This window comes from Paenibacillus sp. J22R56, assembly GCF_056269375.1.
Genome location: NZ_JBWDNV010000002.1, coordinates 556,111 through 574,082 on the forward strand (window position 1 = coordinate 556,111; position 17,972 = coordinate 574,082).

The window sequence follows — 17,972 nt, forward strand, 5'->3', positions numbered from 1 at the left end:
GCGGAAGGCAAGAACAACCCGCTCCAGCAGGGTTGTTCTTTTCATTCCAGGGTATATTGAAGAATAGAGAAACAGATTTTGGAACAACAGGAGGGAGCCAAATGGCTGAACAACCTAGACGCAGCAAACCTAAGGAGATGAAACGAGGGACGATAAAGAAAAAGAAAAGGATGACGCCTCGTAAATGGTTTTTTGCGTTCTTCTTTACCGTCGTGTTTGCAATCGTCTGTGGCATCATCGGATATTTGTTTATTACTCTGAACGGCGAGCGAATCTTGACTGAGAAGGCGGATAAGCTTGAACTCGGCGAAGCGTCGATTATATATGATATGGACGGGAAAGAGATTACAAAGCTCTATGACGCTAACCAGAATCGCGAGAACGCCGAATATAACGAAATGCCGAAGCTTCTGCTAGATGCTTTCGTAGCAACGGAGGATCAGAGGTTCTATGAGCATTCCGGGATTGACTTCTTCTCCATCGGACGTGCTGTCGTGAAAGACGTTATCGCTAGAAGCAAGGTGGAGGGAGCAAGTACCATCACCCAGCAGCTGGCGAAAAATATATTCCTGACTGCGGACAAAACCTTTTTCCGTAAAGCGACAGAAGCATCCATTGCGGTCGCGCTTGAGAATAAATACTCGAAGCAGGAAATTCTGACGATGTACCTGAACCGAATTCCTTTCGGTAAAGGGATTTATGGCATTAAAGGTGCCGCGGATTTTTATTTCGATACGGACCTGAAGGATTTGAAGATTTGGCAGATAGCGACACTCGCTGGCATGCCGAAGGCGCCTAACCGTTATAATCCAATTAATGATCCAGAATCTTCTATGGCACGCCGGGCTGTCATTTTGAAGCTGATGTATGACCAAAAATTGATTACAGAGCAGGAAATGGAAGAAGCGAAAGCGGTCGTTTATGAGCCGCCAGCTAATCTGGAAGAAAAGAAAAGCGATCCATATAAAGCTTACGTCGATTATGTAATCGAAGAAGCCGTTAAAGTCATTCCGGACATGACGGAGGAAGAGCTGCGGATTGGCGGTTACCGAATCTATACATCGCTTAATCCAACCGCACAGACGGCCGTTGAGAAAGAATTCGCTGATGATGATAACTTCGAGAAGAGTCCAGACGATCAGAAAGCGCAGGGTGCTATGATCATCATGGATCACCGTGACGGAACAATTCAGGCGATGGCTGGTGGACGTGATTATGTCCGTAAAGGCCTTAACCGTGTAGAGGTTCAACGTCAACCGGGTTCTGCGTTCAAGCCGATCGTATCCTATGGTCCGGCGCTTGAATCTGGAGATTATTATCCTTGGACAGTACTTAATCAGGATTCACAAAAATGCTTTGGCGATTATTGTCCGAATGACAGCCATGGTTCAAGTCCAGTGACGATGCAGCAAGCGATTAAGGAATCTCGCAACTTGGCAGCCGTATGGACGTTGAATCAAGTCGGAATCGGCAACGGTATTGCTTTTGCCAAGAAGCTGGGCATGGAGCTGGAGCCGGAAGACCGCAACCTGGCGATTGCGCTTGGCGGCCTTTACAAAGGGGTTACACCTCTGCAGATGGCAGAGGCCTACAGTGTATTTGCCAATGGAGGCAAATCGGTTGACCCGCATACAATTACGAAGATTGAGAACACAGCTAACAAGAAAGTATACACGTACCGTGCTCCACAGGCGAAACAGCTGATGAAGCCGGAAACAGCGTGGTACATGACACAAATGATGCAAACCGTTCTGGAGAAGGGCGGTACAGGTACAGGTGCCCGTATTGACCGTCCTGTAGCAGGTAAGACAGGTACATCACAGCATGGTATTCCTGGCTTTACTTCTAGCGCGAATAGGGATGCTTGGTTCGTCGGTTATACACCGGAATGGACCGCAGCTGTCTGGATGGGCTATGACAAAACCGATAAGCAGCACGTAATTAAGAAGAGCAGTGCGCAATCAGCTGCGATGTTCAGCAAGGTAATGTCTCAGGCGATGAAAGGTGTTCCGAAGTCATCGTTTGTACAGCCTAGCGGCATTAAGCAGGAAGTGAAGGAGCAGGCAGCAGTAACGGGCTTTAAAGCGGAGTTCCTGCCGGATCAATTGAAAGTTCAAATGTCCTGGACTGCTCCCGCAGACAGCGAAGGTGTAACGTACCGGGTATATCGTAAAGACTCATCTGAATCCAAATTCTCGGTATTCGCTGATGCAGTTACACCACAGATGGATGATATGAGCGTATTCCCTGGCATGTCATACCAATATTACGTGGTAGCCTATAATGCGGAAGACGATAAAGAAAGCAAGCCTTCTGAGACGGTTACAATCGAGGTGCCGGAGATAGATGTTGAAATCCCTGAACAGCCAATGGAACCGGATCAGCCGAATGATGGTAACCTGCCAGATATTCCGGATGATGGGACGAATGGCGGAATAACGCCAACCCCTACTCCTGATCCGAATCAGCCGGTTGAATCGGAGACGCCAGATAATGGCGGAGTTGTTTCACCGGATCCTGGCAACGGTGCCGGTAATGGCAATGGCAATGGGAATGGAGAACCAAGTGAAGGTGCTGGGGGATCGGTCGATCCGACTGATCCCGGCACCGGCACAACGGGCAAAGGCACTACCGATAAAATCGAAGCCGGAAGTGCTGGCGGCAAAACGTAAGGAGCTGGACGTTGAAGATGGGCAAGCTCAATAAGATAAGCTGGAGCATCGTCATGACCTTTACAGTCATCGCTGTATTATTGACGGGCTGCGGCTCATCCGGTAATTCGTCTGATAAACCGATGAAGTGGGACAAAATGCCGGAGATGTCAATCAATTTGAATAAGCAGTATTCGGCCAAATTTACAACCAGCAAAGGCGATTTTACTGTTAAGCTATATGCGGCAGAATCACCGGTTACGGTTAACAATTTTGTTTTCCTCGCCAAGAGCGGTTATTATGATGGTCTTACTTTTAACAGCATTATCGAATCCTTTATGATTCAAGGCGGAGATCCAAAGGGGAATGGCACGGGTAATCCGGGGTATTCCATTCCTGATGAATTTGATACAAGTATCAAATTTGAGCCTGGCGTTGTTGCGATGATGAACAGCGGTAAGCCAAATTCGGGCGGCAGTCAATTTTTTATCTGCACTGGTCCTGATGCGGTCAATTTGAATCAAACGCCTACCTATTCGATCTTCGGAAAAGTAGACAGCGGCATGGAAACGGTCATGAATATTGCGAAGACACCTGTCAACGACAAGCATGTACCGAAAGAAAAGGTCATCATCAATTCGATTACGATCTTGGAATCATAAGCTGGATAAGGGATAGAACGAACAATCCGTTCTATCCCTTTTTTTTGTTTTTTGGGCAAAAGAAAGTGGCATACATGCTATTTCACATGGAAAAGTGGGGGATGGCTTGGTTTATTTTGCATGCGTGCTGGAGAAGAGCGTTAAGTTATGGTAAGCTTTTTACAACGCTATCCATCATCATCGAAAGCCAAGCATCAAAGGCTTATCTCAACGGAAAGGTACGTTCCGTATGAAACGAAAATTTTCAGACCGGGCTAACTGGCGTCGCATTATACGCAAAAGTTACAATTGTCTGGTGCTCGACAGTGATGAGTTCAAAGGCCTCGTTACGTTTTACCGGATTCATGAGTTGCGCGAGCCGCTTTGGAAGGAATATAACGGGCGGCGTTTATGTCTGGCAGACCGCGGTTATCTTTGGATGCAGCATTTCCCGCGGGGAGAGCATTTTGTCGTAACGACGATGTTTGACGATAAGGGTCGTGTTGTACAATGGTATATCGATATTTGCAAGACGCAGGGGCTGACGGATCAGCACGTGCCTTGGTTTGATGACTTGTATCTGGATGTGGTCGTTCTGCCAAGCGGAGAAGTATTCCTGCTTGATGAGGATGAACTGGAAGACGCCCTGCGTCAAGGAGAGGTAACCGGGAAAGAAGCGGCACTTGCCCGCAAGACAGCTGGAAGATTGCTTTCGAGTATTCGCAACGGCCGATTCCGGTATTTTACACTCAGCTTGAAGCATCGTAAAAGCTTGACTGAGAGAGAGCTTAGAGAATCATGAAAAGTATTGTTCATACGAGGAGCAAGTCACGCAAACGTCGCGGATTGCTCCTGTTTCGTATCTTTGCAGCATTCGTATGTTTGGGATTATTGTTCTTCGGTTATTTGATATGGCAGATCAACAGCTATGATGAATCCCAGCCGATTGAACAAGCTGATGCGGCGATCGTGTTAGGTGCTTCATTATGGTCAGACAAGCCTAGTCCTGCACTCAAAGAACGGCTTGATTATGCGGACAAGCTTTATAAAGACGGAAAAGTTCAGATGCTTATCCTATCCGGCGGTCTTGATCGTAATGGTTCGAAGCTGACCGAAGCGGAAGGTATGCAGGTTTATTTGATGGCGAAGGGTATTCCAACAGATAAAATGCTTCTGGACAATGCAGCAAGAAGTACATATGAGAATCTGCTGAACAGCAAGGTAATTGCCGCTGATCAACATTTGGATAAGCTCCTTATCGTGACACATGACTATCATGCGCCAAGGGCGATGGAAATAGCTCGTTATCTCGGCTACAAGAATACGCAGGCTGCAGCCTTCCATTCTGAGGTTTTGAACCCATTCCGCAATCAATCACGGGAAGTACTTGCTTACACGAAGTGGAAGGTGGATTCTGTTCTCTTGAAGTTCGGATACCGCTCCCCAGACTCCCTGTAATAAAATCTGTTAATATGACCGATTCCGATAGAATACACTTGTTAGAAGCGGGATATGCCGGGGTTGTTTTCATTGGCATACCCAAGCTAGTGACGGTGCGAAGGATAGGTGATGCGATAGATGAGCGGACATGTCATATCGGGATCGAATAATGGAGCAAGGCCGTCCCGTCAGATCAATGTAGTCCTTAGAAGTCAGGAACCCATTCAAATGGCGGCTTCTGCGCCTGTAGTTGATAATGAGCCGCTGCCAGCCGTTAAGCCGCTCCCTCCCGGGGATCATTTTGCTGATATTCAGAAAGAGCTGGAACCCATGGTAGGGATGGACAATGTGAAAGCTCTTATATATGAAGTCTATGCGCTTTTATATATAACCCGGATGCGTTCGGAAGCGGGCTTGTTTGGCGGATCACATGTCTATCATATGATTTTCAAGGGGAATCCCGGGACCGGCAAAACGACAATTGCCAGAATCGTTGCGAAGCTGTTCCAGAAGATGGGTGTACTTTCCAAAGGTCATCTGATTGAAGTAGAGCGGGCAGATCTGGTCGGAGAATATATCGGGCATACAGCACAGAAAACGCGGGATTTGGTGCGCAAAGCGATTGGCGGCGTTTTATTCGTGGACGAAGCGTACAGCTTGGCGCGCGGCGGAGAGAAGGATTTCGGCAAAGAGGCAATTGATACCCTTGTAAAAGCGATGGAGGATCATCGTAATCAATTTGTCCTCATTTTAGCGGGTTATCCTGCTGAGATCGATCATTTCCTCCTGACCAACCCAGGGCTGCCGTCACGTTTTCCGATTCAAATCGATTTTCCAGACTATAATATTGATCAATTAATTCAAATTTCAGAGCTGATGGCGAAGGATCGAGATTATTATTTGATGCCGCAGTCCATATTTAAACTAAGGCAGCATTTAATCCAAGAGAAGATGAATGACTTGTTCTCGTTCAGCAATGCCCGTTATGTGCGGAATTTGATTGAGAAGGCTATCCGATATCAGGCCGTCAGGCTGCTGAATCAATATTCGAATGGGATTCCGCCGAAGCAGGAGCTGATGACGATTAAACCGGAAGACTTTAAATGGGAAATAAAATAACGCCACTTTAGAAGGAGCAATCATGCGAGATAAAACACATAATACGACAATGAGTATGCTGGAACGTGCCGTGCTGGTCAGTCTGGTTACACCCGATATAAAGCGCAGCATCAGTGATCCGGAGCATTCGCTGGCGGAGCTTGTTGCGCTGGCTGAGACAGCGGGAACTGAAGTACTGACCACCATGACGCAAAATAAAGAAGCAAAAGATACAAAGTGGTTCATCGGTAAAGGCAAAGTGGAAGAGTTAAGAGCAATTGCCGAGGAAATGGGTGCGACTACTGCGATCTTCGACCAGGAATTGTCTGGCGCACAGGTTCGGAATTTGGAGGAAGCTCTAGATTTAAAGATCGTAGACCGTACCCAGCTTATTCTTGATATTTTCGCACAACGGGCTAAGACTCGTGAAGGCATTATTCAAGTTGAGCTGGCGCAGCTCAGCTATTTACTGCCGCGCTTGTCCGGTCATGGCAAGAACCTGTCGCGGCTTGGCGGCGGTATTGGTACAAGAGGCCCGGGTGAATCGAAGCTGGAGACGGACCGGAGGCATATCCGGGGTCGTATCACTGATCTGAAAGCCCAGCTTGATGAGCTTGTTCGTCACCGGAAGCTTCATCGGGAGAGACGTAAGAAGTCTGGTGTTATTCAAGTAGCATTGGTTGGTTACACGAATGCCGGGAAATCAACGATGCTTAGGGAGCTTACTAGTGCAGATGTCTATGTAGAGAACCAATTATTTGCAACGCTTGATCCTACATCTCGAACGCTTGAACTGCCTAATGGCCGAGAAGTTATACTGACGGATACGGTAGGCTTCATTCAGAATTTGCCTCATGACCTTGTTGCTGCATTCCGCGCGACGCTTGAGGAAGTACTGGAAGCAGACCTTGTGCTCCATGTTGTGGACGGCAGCTCACCAATGCGCGATGAGCAAATGGCGGTTGTAGAGAAGATCCTAGGTGATCTTGGAGCAGCGGGTACGCCTAATCTAACGATTTATAATAAGAAAGACCTATGTGAAGAGAATAACGTGGATGTGCCAATTGCAGGTGCAGATACGCTTGTTATCAGCGCTTACGAGGAAGCCGATTTGACGCTGGTACGGAATAAAATTCAAGATAAGTTGACAGGTGATACGGTAACTTTCACCTTACCTGCAGACCGCGGAGATTTGATCGCACTTGCTTATCGAAGTGGGGAAGTAGTAGAAAATGATGTTAGCGAAGATGGCGAATCGTTACGATTGACCGTTCAGGTCAGTCGTCAAGCATATGAATTACACGGATACAAACTACAGCCCTATATAGAATAAGGATTTGGGTTACGATAACAAAGGGAGAGACAGGCTAGAATGATTGACCATCAGGAGCAAGAAAATGAATCAATATGGAATGATCTGGAGCAATTATCGGAAGAAGCGGAACTACTAGCTAGCGAGCAGCTGCGCTTGATTGACCGTATTGCTGAACGTAATCAATGGAAAGTAATCCGAGCGTTTCAGCGGCATCAAGTAAGCGATTTTCACTTCACAGGCTCGACGGGCTATGGATACAATGACCGCGGCCGTGAAGTGCTTGATCTTGTATACGCGGATGTATTTGGTGCCGAAGCGGCACTGGTACGTCCGCATTTCGTGTCGGGCACGCATACAATTGGCTGCGCTCTGTTTGGAGTGCTGCGTCCTGGAGATGAGCTGCTATACATTACAGGGAAGCCGTACGACACCTTACACAAAGTGATCGGCAAGCCAGGAGATGGGACAGGCTCCTTGCAAGACTGGGGAATCCGTTATAACGAAGTGGACTTACAGGAAGACGGCAAGCTGGATTGGAATAGTATAGAAGCCGCAATTAATGAGCATACGAAAGTAATTGGTATTCAGCGCTCAAGAGGGTACAGCTGGAGAGCATCATTTACTGTAGATGAGATTGGCGATATGGTTCAGAGGGTTAAGCAACTCAAGCCTGATGTGCTTGTGTTTGTTGACAACTGTTATGGCGAATTTACCGAACTGCGTGAGCCAACTCAAGTAGGCGTAGATTTAATGGCAGGTTCTCTCATCAAAAATCCCGGTGGCGGTCTTGCAGCAACCGGTGGTTATATCGTTGGAACTGCCGCTGCAGTGGAATCGGCAGCCTTTCGTCTGACTGCGCCGGGCATTGGCGGCGAGGTTGGCGCTATGCTGGACACGCTTCGCGGAATATATCAAGGGTTGTTCCTTGCACCACATCTGGTCGGACAAGCTGTGAAAGGAAGCGTCTTCGCCTCGGCAATGTTTGAACAGCTTGGCTTTGAGACTAAGCCTCATTGGTCCGAGCCTCGCACAGATCTTATTCAAGCGGTTAGATTTGGCGGAGCAGAGCAACTGATAGCGTTTGTACAAGGCATCCAACAGGCGGCTGCGGTTGATGCACATGTCGTACCTGAGCCGTGGGACATGCCAGGATATGAACATCCTGTAATTATGGCGGCGGGAACGTTTATCCAAGGCGGAAGCCTTGAATTATCCGCTGATGCGCCAATACGCGAACCATTTATTGCTTACATGCAAGGTGGCTTGACGTTTGCCCATGCGAAGTTTGGTGTACTTACAGCGTTACGTCGACTCATTAAGAACGGACTTATCGCAATTAAACGTAATTAAACCTAACACAACTTGACACGTTTTTGGTAGGTGGGTTATTATATACGTATAAATGAGCGACTGGAAGGTTGATGTGAAATGGGTGACGATATACGTAGAAACATGGCCTTATTTCCGATCGGTATCGTAATGAAGCTAACGGATCTAACGGCGCGTCAAATTCGTTATTACGAACAGCATGAATTGATTGTACCGGCAAGAACTGCCGGCAACCAGCGTCTGTTCTCTTTTAATGATGTAGAGCGGCTGTTGGAAATTAAAGCATTGATTGAAAAAGGCGTTAACATTGCTGGCATTAAGCAAGTCATGAATCCGGTTTCAAAAGAATCGGACGATGCTACAATCGTAAGTGAGCAATCAGAAGTGAAACGTAAGGAGCTGTCCGATGCGCAGCTGCATCGCTTGCTGAAGCAGCAATTGCTCGAGAAACGTCCTGGCCAAGCATCCCTTATTCAAGGTCAGTTGTCGCGTTTCTTGAACAAGCGTTAATCTAAGTCTTACTAATTTATGAACCAGCAAAAGGAGATGAACGGTGTGAGTTACACGAAAGAGGATATTAAACGCATTGCAGAGGAACAGAACGTTCGATTTATCCGTCTTCAATTTACCGACTTGCTTGGTACAATCAAGAACGTGGAAATTCCAGTAAGCCAGCTCGATAAAGCACTAGACAATAAAATGATGTTTGACGGATCTTCCATCGAAGGTTACGTTCGTATCGAAGAATCTGACATGTACTTATACCCTGATTTGGATACTTGGGTTGTATTCCCTTGGGTTGCACAAGATCGCGTTGCTCGTCTGATCTGTGATATCTATATGCCTGATGGCACACCATTTGCAGGTGACCCGCGTGGTATTCTGAAACGCTCCCTGCTTGAAGCAGAAGAGATGGGCTTTACAGCGATGAACGTAGGTCCAGAACCGGAATTCTTCCTGTTCAAAACCGATGACCGCGGTGAGCCTACAACAGAACTGAACGACCAAGGTGGATATTTCGACCTTGCTCCTATGGATATGGGCGAGAACTGCCGTCGCGAGATCGTACTTACGCTAGAAGAGATGGGCTTCGAGATTGAAGCTTCTCACCATGAGGTAGCTCCAGGTCAGCACGAAATTGACTTTAAATATGCAGATGCTATTAAAGCGGCTGACCAGATTCAAACATTCAAGCTTGTTGTTAAGACGATTGCGAGACAACATGGTCTTCATGCAACCTTTATGCCAAAACCATTGTTTGGCGTGAACGGTTCCGGTATGCACTGTCACCAATCGTTGTTCCAAGGCAGCACAAACATGTTCTATGATGAGAAAGATCGTCTTGGCCTTAGCCAAACTGCACGTTACTACATGGCCGGTATTCTGGAGCATGCACGTGCAATGGCAGCTATTACGAACCCAACGATCAACTCTTACAAACGGATGGTTCCTGGTTATGAGGCACCTTGTTATGTAGCTTGGTCGGCAAGTAACCGTTCGCCGATGATCCGTATCCCGGCATCCCGTGGCCTCAGCACACGAATCGAGGTTCGTAACCCGGATCCAGCTGCTAACCCATACCTGGCACTTGCCGTAATGTTGAAAGCTGGCCTTGACGGCATTAAGAATAAAACTCCGCTTCCGGCACCAGTAGATCGCAACATCTACATTATGACGGAAGAAGAACGTCTGGAATCCGGCGTGCCAAGCCTTCCATCCGATCTGAAGGAAGCTCTCGACGAAATGCTCCGCAGCGACGTTGTCTGCGAAGCACTTGGCGAGCACGCTCTGGCACACTTCTATGAGTTGAAAGAAATCGAGTGGGACATGTATAAGACACAAGTTCATCAATGGGAACGCGATCAGTATCTGACGCTGTACTAGGATTTCTATTTAAATGATAACACCCTCGACATAGCGTCGAGGGTGTTATTTTTTATACAAAGAAGGGGGAGGGTCAGGAAGGATGTTAGCCAGGATCATATAGATAATGAGATTGGCTGGGATAAAAATGAGGAATATAACTCTTACGAACAAAGCGGATAGTTCAAAATAATTGGCAATTCCGCCACATACCCCAGATATCGATCTATTGAATTCTGATTTCATTAATCGCTTCTTCAATCACAGTCACCTCTCGGTCAGGAGATCTTATTCCATCACAGAAATAATACCATATAAAGGTATCTGGGTAATATTACAATTTTCCATTCTAATCCAAATCAAAAAAAGAGGCTGTTCTCACTACCCGAATGAAGCAATCGGATCAGCGGGAACAGCCTCTTTTTGTTAGTCATTAGTGGAAGTCACGGAACAACCCAACCACTTTACCGAGAATCGTTACTGTGTTCAAGCGGATGGGCTCCATTGTGGAGTTCTCCGGTTGAAGGCGAATATGGTCTTTCTCTTTGTAAAAAGTCTTCACAGTCGCTTCGTCATCTTCCGTCATTGCTACAACGATATCACCGTTGTTCGCCGTTTGCTGCTGGCGTACGATGACAAGATCACCGTTATGTATACCAGCTTCAATCATGCTCTCGCCAATGACATTCAAGATAAATACTTGATCATTTCCGACGAAATGAGCGGCTAATGGGAAATAATCTTCAATATTCTCAGTCGCAGTAATCGGCACGCCTGCCGTTACCTTACCGACGATTGGTACTTGTGCTACAGCAGGGAGGATGATACCGTCAACACCGTCTTGATCTAAAATTTCGATCGCCCGGGGTTTAGTAGGATCGCGTCTAATAAGGCCTTTCTTCTCTAACCGATCCAAATGCCCGTGTACGGTGGAGCTTGATGCCAGGCCAACCGCTTCGCCGATTTCGCGAACAGAAGGCGGGTATCCTTTGTCCCGAACCTCATTCTTTATAAATTCAAGAATCGACTGTTGGCGGTTCGAAATCTTAGACACTGAAATCACTCCATTAATATATTTGAAGCAAATTATAACATAGAACCGGAGTTCGTACAAACATAAGTTCCTAAAAACAAAAGTTCGCATTTTTGTTGACTACAAACATTTGTTCGTGTTATTCTAAGAACAGAAGAAAACAGAACAAACGTTCGGGGAGCGATAATAATGATAATGAATCCAGCTTTTTATAAAAGTATCCATAAGGAAGAAGCCGTTAAATCTTTCAAATCGCGAGGCCATATTGTTAAACGACATGCGTTTAAACTTATAGTAAGTGCAGCGGTGTTCGTCCTTCTCTTTACAAGTTTCCTAATGATGCGTACGAACGCATCATCCGATCATATAGAAGCAGCAGCCTTGAATGAGCAGACTGTGGTTGTTACAGCAGGGGATACACTTTGGGGAATTGCAGACCGTTATCTAGATGGTTCCAAGGATATTAGAAAGTACATCTATAAGATCAAAGAACGTAACCAATTAAGTACCGTTGAGCTGAGGCCAGGACAAGTCATAATTATTCCTCAATAACCTATTTATGAAGATGGACAGGGAGTAGCGCACAGGATGTGCGTTTTATTCCCTGTCCATTGTCTATTCTTATATCATTACCTTGACAATTGCTCGCGTAAAAAGTCAAAATAGGTAAGAAGAGATGAGTAATGTACAAAAGAGGTGAAGGCAGTGGAAGAAATCATCGCGCGTATTAATGAATTATCCCGCAAAAATAAAACAGTTGGTTTAACTGAAGAGGAAATTGCTGAACGTGCCGTATTGCGTCAACAATATTTGGATAATTTCAAAAGAAATTTCCGACAACAGTTGGATACGATTGAAATTGTGGACGACGACGAGCAGAAGGGTGTAACCCATTAAGTTGGTCTGGATTTTATATAGTTAGCATGGGCGCCGTTCCATGAACGGCGCCCTGCAATATACACTAGGAGGAATAGGCTTGTCACGTACGTGGGAGCGCAAAGTGCGCAAAAATACGAACCAAATTAATAAAGCGCGTAAAAAGCATGGTGTTTCACAGATTGGTACTACAACATCTGGAAAACCCAAAACGGATCGCTTTACCGGCCGTAACTACATATTTCCAATCGTGCTCGTATTGATGATCGGTATGTATACCTTTATGGTAACGTCTGCTCCTGATTTCGAGCCATCAACGATGTTATGGGTAACGATTGGCTGTTATTTATTCCTGGCATTGATCTTCTTATTGCGCCGTCCGTATATTTCGATTGGTAAGGATTATATCCAAACCCGCAAAATGACAGGTGATAAGCAGCTTCCAGTGTCGAATATTAAGGGGATCAGCGTACAAAAAGGTGCAGTTATCATCATGCAGCATAAAGGTGCCAATTGGGTATTCTCCCGTCTGCTGAACCGTTATCCTACGGATGAAATCAGCGCTAAACTAAAGGATTTTGCTAAAACACACAATTTACCTTTTGAAGAAAAATAGAAGCAGAGTAGGAGAGTTATGCGAATTATGGGGAAGCAAGCCGTTTTATTTGATCTTGATGATACTTTGCTGTGGGATGACCGCAGTGTAAAAGAAGCATTTGAAACAACATGTAAAGCTGGCGCTGAAGCTGCTGGCGTGGATCCTGAACAATTGGAAGAATCCGTGCGCAAAGAAGCGCGTGCGTTGTACGAATCCTATGAAACGTTCCCGTTCACGAAGATGATTGGGATTAATCCTTTCGAAGGACTATGGGCTAACTTCCGCGAAGGAGAGCAAGAGGAGTTCCGTAAGCTTGAGAAGCTTGCACCTGGCTATCGTAAAGAAGCTTGGACTCGCGGCCTGCGTGCGCTTGGTGTAGAGGATGAAGTGCTCGGCGCTAAACTTGCTGAACAATTCCCTGCAGAACGCCGCAGCCGTCCTATCGTTTATGATGAAACCTTCCGTGTGCTTGATGCACTAAAAGGAAAGTACAAGCTGCTCCTGCTGACGAATGGTTCGCCTGATCTGCAGCGTGAGAAGCTGGCAGGTGTTCCTGAGCTTGTTCCTTATTTCGACCACATTATTATTTCTGGAGAATTCGGAGAAGGTAAGCCCGCTGCATCGATCTTCCGTCATGCATTGGAACGCCTTTGCATTGAACCGGAACACGGTATCATGGTTGGCGACAAACTGACGACCGATATTCTCGGAGCTAACACCATTGGTATGACATCGGTTTGGGTGAATCGTCATAGTGCTGTACGCAATGATGACATCATCCCGTCGCATGAAATCGCTCATTTGGAAGAGCTTCTGCTGTTGCTGGAGCAATAATGGACAAGACAAAGCCCCTAGAGCCATCTGATGATGGTGCAAGGGGCTTTTTGATTTCCACAATGGAAATTATAAATTTCTGAAATAATAAAATAAAAATTCTTATTTTACGAATGCAGGGTCTTCGAATGGATGTGCAATCCAGCCTTCTGTTTCGATGAACAGACGTACCGCTACGATTTGGCGATTGTCCATCAATGTGAAGAAGTGAGGGATTCTCTCTGGTACGGAAATAACGTCGCCAGCTTCAAGCTCAACGTCGAAGTAACCAACTTCTTCTGTACCTTTGATAACGAAGATACCTTTACCAGCTGTAATGGCACGTACTTCATCTTCCGTATGTGTGTGTACGGATTCGAATTTTTTCAGCAGTTCATCCAGGTTAGGAGTAGCATCGGACAACGTGATGATGTCCCATGTTTTATAACCGCGACGAGCGGCGAGATCTGTAATCTCATCGTTAAAGGTAGACAAGACTTCAGCCTTCTCTTCATCGGAGAGAATAAACTTCTCTTTCAATTGTGCAGGCAGCTTAGTAGCGTCCCAATGTTCATACAATACTTCTTGATTTTCTAAAAATTCACGAACGTTCTGTTCACCAGAAATACGCTCATTTGTATTGCGAATGCGAATTTCAGCCATTCTCAATCCCTCTTTCCCTATAGAAATTAACTGATAAGCCCAATTATAAAGCAAATGTAGTCAAATGTCGATGGATTGCCTTTTCAGCGAGCGGCTATTCTGTTACACTATTTGTTAATGATTTTCGGAGGAAGGGTGTACGAAATTTGTTGAAACCGACCATGCAAGAATTGATGCAGCAACGCATCCTCATCCTTGACGGAGCGATGGGAACGATGATTCAGCAGGCAGATCTAGTTGCTGATGATTTCGGCGGAGAAGAGCTGGATGGCTGTAATGAAATGCTCGTATTGACACGTCCGGATGTCATATCGATGATCCATGAGAAATATCTGGAGGCTGGAGCAGATATTTTGGAAACGAATACGTTTGGTGCGACAAGCGTCGTACTGGCGGAATATGATATCCCGGAAAAAGCCCGTGAGATTAACCTTGCAGCGGCAAAGCTTGCAAGAGATGCAGCGGATAAATTCTCGACACCTGACCGCCCTCGGTATGTAGCCGGAGCGCTAGGCCCAACAACGAAAACGCTGTCGGTAACAGGCGGTGTTACATTCGATGAGCTCGTTGACAGCTATTATGAACAGACACTTGCGCTCATTGAAGGCAATGTTGATGCCATATTACTTGAAACATCCCAAGACACGCTGAACGTTAAAGCAGGCAGTATTGGTATTCGGAAAGCGTTCGAGGAACTTAAACGTGAGCTTCCGATCATGATTTCCGGTACAATTGAACCAATGGGAACAACCCTTGCGGGGCAATCCATTGAGTCTTTCTATATTTCACTTGAGCACTTGAAGCCAGTCTCGATTGGTCTGAACTGTGCGACTGGACCGGAGTTCATGCGTGACCATATCCGTTCGCTTAGCGAAATAGCAGATTCGGCTGTTAGCTGTTATCCGAATGCAGGTCTGCCGGATGAGAATGGTAATTATCATGAGTCACCTGAGTCTCTTGCGCGAAAAATGTCGGCATTTGCCGAGCAAGGCTGGCTGAATATTGCCGGCGGCTGCTGTGGAACAACTCCAGCACATATTAAAGCGTTGGCTGAGACGATGGCTACATTCGCGCCTCGTACGCAATACGGCACCCATCCTGCGGCTGTATCTGGTATTGATACGGTCTTTATCGAAGAAGACAATCGCCCGATTATGATCGGGGAACGGACGAACATTTCCGGTTCACGTAAATTCAAACGCCTGATTAAAGAAGGCAAGTTTGATGAAGCATCTGAGATCGCCCGCGCACAGGTAAAAGGCGGCGCACATATTATCGATATTAACCTGCAGGATACAGATATCGATGAAGCTTATGCGGTTCATGAGTTTTTACCGCAAGTTGTGAAGAAAATTAAAGTTCCTCTGATGCTCGATTCCACGTACGACCATATTATCGAACTTGGTCTGAAGTACTCGCAGGGTAAAGCCATTATTAACTCGATCAACCTCGAGGACGGCGAATCGAAATTCGAGAAAATCCTTCCGCTTATTCACCAATATGGTGCATCGGTTGTCATGATCCTGATAGACGAACGCGGACAAGCGGTATCCCGCGAAGCGAAGATGGAAGTGGCGGAGCGTTCTTATAATTTGCTCGTTAATAAATACGGTATGAATCCGGAAGATATTATTTTTGACCCGAATATGTTCCCGGTTGGTTCTGGTGACCCGCAGTATATTGGTTCAGCAGTAGAAACCATCGAAGGCATTAAGATGATTAAAGAGAAGTTCCCGAAAGCGAAGACGATTCTTGGCCTAAGTAATATTTCGTTCGGTCTGCCAGATGCCGGCCGCGAAGTGCTGAACTCGGTTTATTTGTACCATTGTACAAAAGCCGGTCTTGACTATGCGATCGTAAATACGGAAAAACTGGAACGGTACGCTTCGATTCCCGAAGAAGAGCGCAAGCTGGCAGAAGACCTTATCTACAACACGACCGATGAGACGCTTGCTGCATTTGTCGCTGCATTCCGTGAGAAGAAAGTTGTGAAGAAAGAGAAAATTTCGAATCTTTCTCTGGAAGAACGTCTTGCTTCCTATATTGTTGAAGGTACAAAAGAAGGGCTTATTCCTGACCTTGATCTTGCGCTTCAGAAATATACGGCGCTGGAAACGATCAACGGACCATTGATGCGCGGGATGGAAGAGGTTGGCCGACTGTTTAATGGCAATGAGCTGATCGTAGCAGAGGTGCTTCAAAGTGCCGAGGTTATGAAAGCATCGGTTGCACATCTCGAGCAGTTCATGGAGAAGAATGAATCTTCCGTGAAAGGCAAGATCATTCTGGCAACGGTAAAAGGCGATGTACATGACATCGGTAAAAACCTGGTCGAAATTATTTTGTCTAACAACGGTTACAAAATTATTAACCTTGGGATCAAGGTACCGCCTGAACAGCTTATTGAAGCTTATCGTAAAGAGAAAGCGGATATTATCGGCCTCTCCGGCTTACTTGTAAAATCTGCTCAACAGATGGTGATAACAGCGCAGGATATGCGTAATGCGGGTATCGATGCTCCAATTATGGTCGGCGGTGCAGCACTTACGCGAAAGTTCACAAAGACAAGAATCGGCCCGGAATACGATGGTCTTACGCTGTATGCGAAAGATGCGATGGACGGTCTTGATATTGCGAACAAACTGATGGACAGCACACATCGCAGCAGAATGGAAGAAGAAATGCGTGCTTATAAGGAATCGGGTATAGATGAAACTGAGGAGAAAAAAGTACAGCCGCAGCTTACTCGCGTAGCTCGTTCCAAGATCTCGGTTGATGCGCCTGTCTTTATCCCGCCGGATACCGACAGACATATCCTTCGTGATGTGCCGATTCCGCATATTATTCCTTACATCAATATGCAGATGCTGCTTGGCCATCATCTTGGTCTTAAAGGCAATGTCGACAACCTGCTGCAAGAAGGCAACGAGAAAGCCGTACAATTAAAAGAAACGGTTGATGCTATCCTGCAGGAAGGCACAACTAGCGGCATCTTGAAGGCGAATGGGATGTACCGGTTCTTCCCGGCTCAATCGACCGGTAATGACATCATTATTTATGATCCACAAGATCATACGAAAGAGATCAAACGTTTCACCTTCCCGCGTCAGCAAGTGGAGCCTTTCCTTTGTCTTGCTGATTATCTGAAGCCAGTTGAGAGCGGCGTAATGGATTATGTAGGTTTCCTCGTCGTTACAGCAGGGCAAGGCATTCGCGAGCTGGCAACAGAGTGGAAGGATCGTGGCGATTATCTGCGTTCACATGCTTTGCAATCAGTTGCGCTTGAAACAGCAGAAGCGATGGCAGAACGTGTCCATCATATGATGCGTGATGTCTGGGGTTACCCGGATCCAAGCACAATGACAATGAAGCAGCGTTTTGGCGCAAGATATCAGGGCATTCGTGTATCCTTTGGTTACCCGGCATGTCCGAACCTTGAGGATCAAGGACCTCTGTTCGAATTAATGAAGCCAGAGGATATCGGTGTTGAGTTGACGGAAGGCTTTATGATGGAGCCTGAAGCATCTGTATCAGCAATGGTATTTGCTCATCCAGAGGCACAGTACTTCAACGTTGAAAAAGTAGAACGATAGATGCAAGCTAAGCCTCCGTAAGTGGGAGCTGGTATATCCAGCTTCCCTGCGGGGGCTTT

At 46.3% G+C, this 17,972-nt stretch carries 17 protein-coding genes; 14 read left to right on the plus strand and 3 right to left on the minus strand.

Annotated elements, in window-relative coordinates; genetic code table 11:
* Nucleotides 1–101: 101 nt before the first annotated feature.
* The 9 genes from AC0YNT_RS06515 to glnA all read left to right on the plus strand — a co-directional run bounded on the left by AC0YNT_RS06515 (nt 102) and on the right by glnA (nt 10,358).
* Nucleotides 102–2,672, plus strand: a complete 2,571-nt coding sequence (locus AC0YNT_RS06515; RefSeq protein ID WP_475803828.1) for a transglycosylase domain-containing protein — start codon at nt 102–104, stop codon at nt 2,670–2,672.
* A 17-nt stretch (nt 2,673–2,689) separates the two neighbouring features.
* Nucleotides 2,690–3,313 (plus strand): peptidylprolyl isomerase, encoded by a 624-nt coding sequence (locus AC0YNT_RS06520; RefSeq protein ID WP_475803829.1) that lies wholly within the window; start codon nt 2,690–2,692, stop codon nt 3,311–3,313.
* Nucleotides 3,314–3,542: 229 nt separating this feature from the next.
* On the plus strand, nt 3,543–4,094 hold the full coding sequence (locus AC0YNT_RS06525) for a ribonuclease FAU-1 family protein (RefSeq protein ID WP_167273635.1): 552 nt from the start codon (nt 3,543–3,545) through the stop codon (nt 4,092–4,094).
* Entirely contained in the window at nt 4,091–4,750 is a 660-nt protein-coding gene (locus AC0YNT_RS06530; RefSeq protein WP_475803830.1) for a YdcF family protein, read from the plus strand. Before AC0YNT_RS06525 ends, AC0YNT_RS06530 begins: the two co-directional genes overlap by 4 nt.
* A gap of 120 nt (nt 4,751–4,870) precedes the next feature.
* Nucleotides 4,871–5,851: an AAA family ATPase gene (locus AC0YNT_RS06535; protein WP_475803831.1), complete on the plus strand. Its 981-nt coding sequence runs from the start codon at nt 4,871–4,873 to the stop codon at nt 5,849–5,851.
* 22 nt (nt 5,852–5,873) lie between these two features.
* Nucleotides 5,874–7,163: a GTPase HflX gene (gene hflX / locus AC0YNT_RS06540; protein WP_475803832.1), complete on the plus strand. Its 1,290-nt coding sequence runs from the start codon at nt 5,874–5,876 to the stop codon at nt 7,161–7,163.
* A 39-nt stretch (nt 7,164–7,202) separates the two neighbouring features.
* On the plus strand, nt 7,203–8,495 hold the full coding sequence (locus AC0YNT_RS06545; RefSeq protein ID WP_475803833.1) for a methionine gamma-lyase family protein: 1,293 nt from the start codon (nt 7,203–7,205) through the stop codon (nt 8,493–8,495).
* Nucleotides 8,496–8,573: 78 nt separating this feature from the next.
* Nucleotides 8,574–8,984, plus strand: a complete 411-nt coding sequence (locus AC0YNT_RS06550; protein ID WP_015844216.1) for a MerR family transcriptional regulator — start codon at nt 8,574–8,576, stop codon at nt 8,982–8,984.
* A gap of 45 nt (nt 8,985–9,029) precedes the next feature.
* Nucleotides 9,030–10,358, plus strand: coding sequence for a type I glutamate--ammonia ligase (gene glnA, locus AC0YNT_RS06555; protein ID WP_167273653.1), 1,329 nt, complete (start codon nt 9,030–9,032; stop codon nt 10,356–10,358).
* A 45-nt stretch (nt 10,359–10,403) separates the two neighbouring features.
* Here glnA and AC0YNT_RS06560 read toward each other — a convergent pair whose 3' ends face one another.
* A complete protein-coding gene (locus AC0YNT_RS06560; protein ID WP_475804085.1) occupies nt 10,404–10,583 on the minus strand; it encodes a PspC domain-containing protein in 180 nt (59 codons plus the stop codon).
* 187 nt (nt 10,584–10,770) lie between these two features.
* Nucleotides 10,771–11,391, minus strand: a complete 621-nt coding sequence (gene lexA / locus AC0YNT_RS06565) for a transcriptional repressor LexA (protein ID WP_167273657.1) — start codon at nt 11,389–11,391, stop codon at nt 10,771–10,773.
* 168 nt (nt 11,392–11,559) lie between these two features.
* Here lexA and AC0YNT_RS06570 point away from each other — a divergent pair, with 168 nt between their 5' ends.
* The 4 genes from AC0YNT_RS06570 (at nt 11,560) to AC0YNT_RS06585 (ending at nt 13,678) form a co-directional block, all read left to right on the plus strand.
* Nucleotides 11,560–11,922, plus strand: a complete 363-nt coding sequence (locus tag AC0YNT_RS06570; protein WP_475803834.1) for a LysM peptidoglycan-binding domain-containing protein — start codon at nt 11,560–11,562, stop codon at nt 11,920–11,922.
* Between the two features lie 153 nt (nt 11,923–12,075).
* Nucleotides 12,076–12,267, plus strand: a complete 192-nt coding sequence (locus tag AC0YNT_RS06575; protein ID WP_167273666.1) for a DUF896 domain-containing protein — start codon at nt 12,076–12,078, stop codon at nt 12,265–12,267.
* A gap of 79 nt (nt 12,268–12,346) precedes the next feature.
* Nucleotides 12,347–12,862 carry a hypothetical protein gene (locus AC0YNT_RS06580; RefSeq protein ID WP_475803835.1) on the plus strand — a complete coding sequence of 172 codons (516 nt, stop codon included), beginning with the start codon at nt 12,347–12,349 and terminating at the stop codon, nt 12,860–12,862.
* 27 nt (nt 12,863–12,889) lie between these two features.
* Entirely contained in the window at nt 12,890–13,678 is a 789-nt protein-coding gene (locus tag AC0YNT_RS06585; RefSeq protein WP_475803836.1) for an HAD family hydrolase, read from the plus strand.
* 102 nt (nt 13,679–13,780) lie between these two features.
* Here the strand turns inward: AC0YNT_RS06585 and AC0YNT_RS06590 are convergent, their stop codons facing one another.
* The gene (locus AC0YNT_RS06590) at nt 13,781–14,320 is read right to left on the minus strand and encodes a 1,2-dihydroxy-3-keto-5-methylthiopentene dioxygenase (protein WP_475803837.1); all 540 of its coding nucleotides are present in this window, start codon (nt 14,318–14,320) and stop codon (nt 13,781–13,783) included.
* Nucleotides 14,321–14,466: 146 nt separating this feature from the next.
* On the opposite strand from AC0YNT_RS06590, the gene metH reads away from it, so the two are divergent.
* Complete coding sequence (gene metH / locus AC0YNT_RS06595; protein WP_475803838.1) at nt 14,467–17,913, plus strand: methionine synthase; 3,447 nt, start codon at nt 14,467–14,469, stop codon at nt 17,911–17,913.
* The last annotated feature ends 59 nt before the right edge of the window (nt 17,914–17,972 follow it).

Coding starts and splice junctions, on each gene's coding strand:
- AC0YNT_RS06545 (WP_475803833.1), top strand. CDS start 7,203: ATGATTGACCATCAGGAGCAAGAAAATGAATCAATATGGAATGATCTG.
- AC0YNT_RS06560 (WP_475804085.1), bottom strand. CDS start 10,583: ATGAAATCAGAATTCAATAGATCGATATCTGGGGTATGTGGCGGAATT.
- AC0YNT_RS06515 (WP_475803828.1), top strand. CDS start 102: ATGGCTGAACAACCTAGACGCAGCAAACCTAAGGAGATGAAACGAGGG.
- AC0YNT_RS06570 (WP_475803834.1), top strand. CDS start 11,560: ATGATAATGAATCCAGCTTTTTATAAAAGTATCCATAAGGAAGAAGCC.
- AC0YNT_RS06590 (WP_475803837.1), bottom strand. CDS start 14,320: ATGGCTGAAATTCGCATTCGCAATACAAATGAGCGTATTTCTGGTGAA.
- AC0YNT_RS06520 (WP_475803829.1), top strand. CDS start 2,690: ATGGGCAAGCTCAATAAGATAAGCTGGAGCATCGTCATGACCTTTACA.
- hflX (WP_475803832.1), top strand. CDS start 5,874: ATGCGAGATAAAACACATAATACGACAATGAGTATGCTGGAACGTGCC.
- AC0YNT_RS06530 (WP_475803830.1), top strand. CDS start 4,091: ATGAAAAGTATTGTTCATACGAGGAGCAAGTCACGCAAACGTCGCGGA.
- AC0YNT_RS06525 (WP_167273635.1), top strand. CDS start 3,543: ATGAAACGAAAATTTTCAGACCGGGCTAACTGGCGTCGCATTATACGC.
- AC0YNT_RS06585 (WP_475803836.1), top strand. CDS start 12,890: ATGGGGAAGCAAGCCGTTTTATTTGATCTTGATGATACTTTGCTGTGG.
- AC0YNT_RS06535 (WP_475803831.1), top strand. CDS start 4,871: ATGAGCGGACATGTCATATCGGGATCGAATAATGGAGCAAGGCCGTCC.
- AC0YNT_RS06550 (WP_015844216.1), top strand. CDS start 8,574: ATGGGTGACGATATACGTAGAAACATGGCCTTATTTCCGATCGGTATC.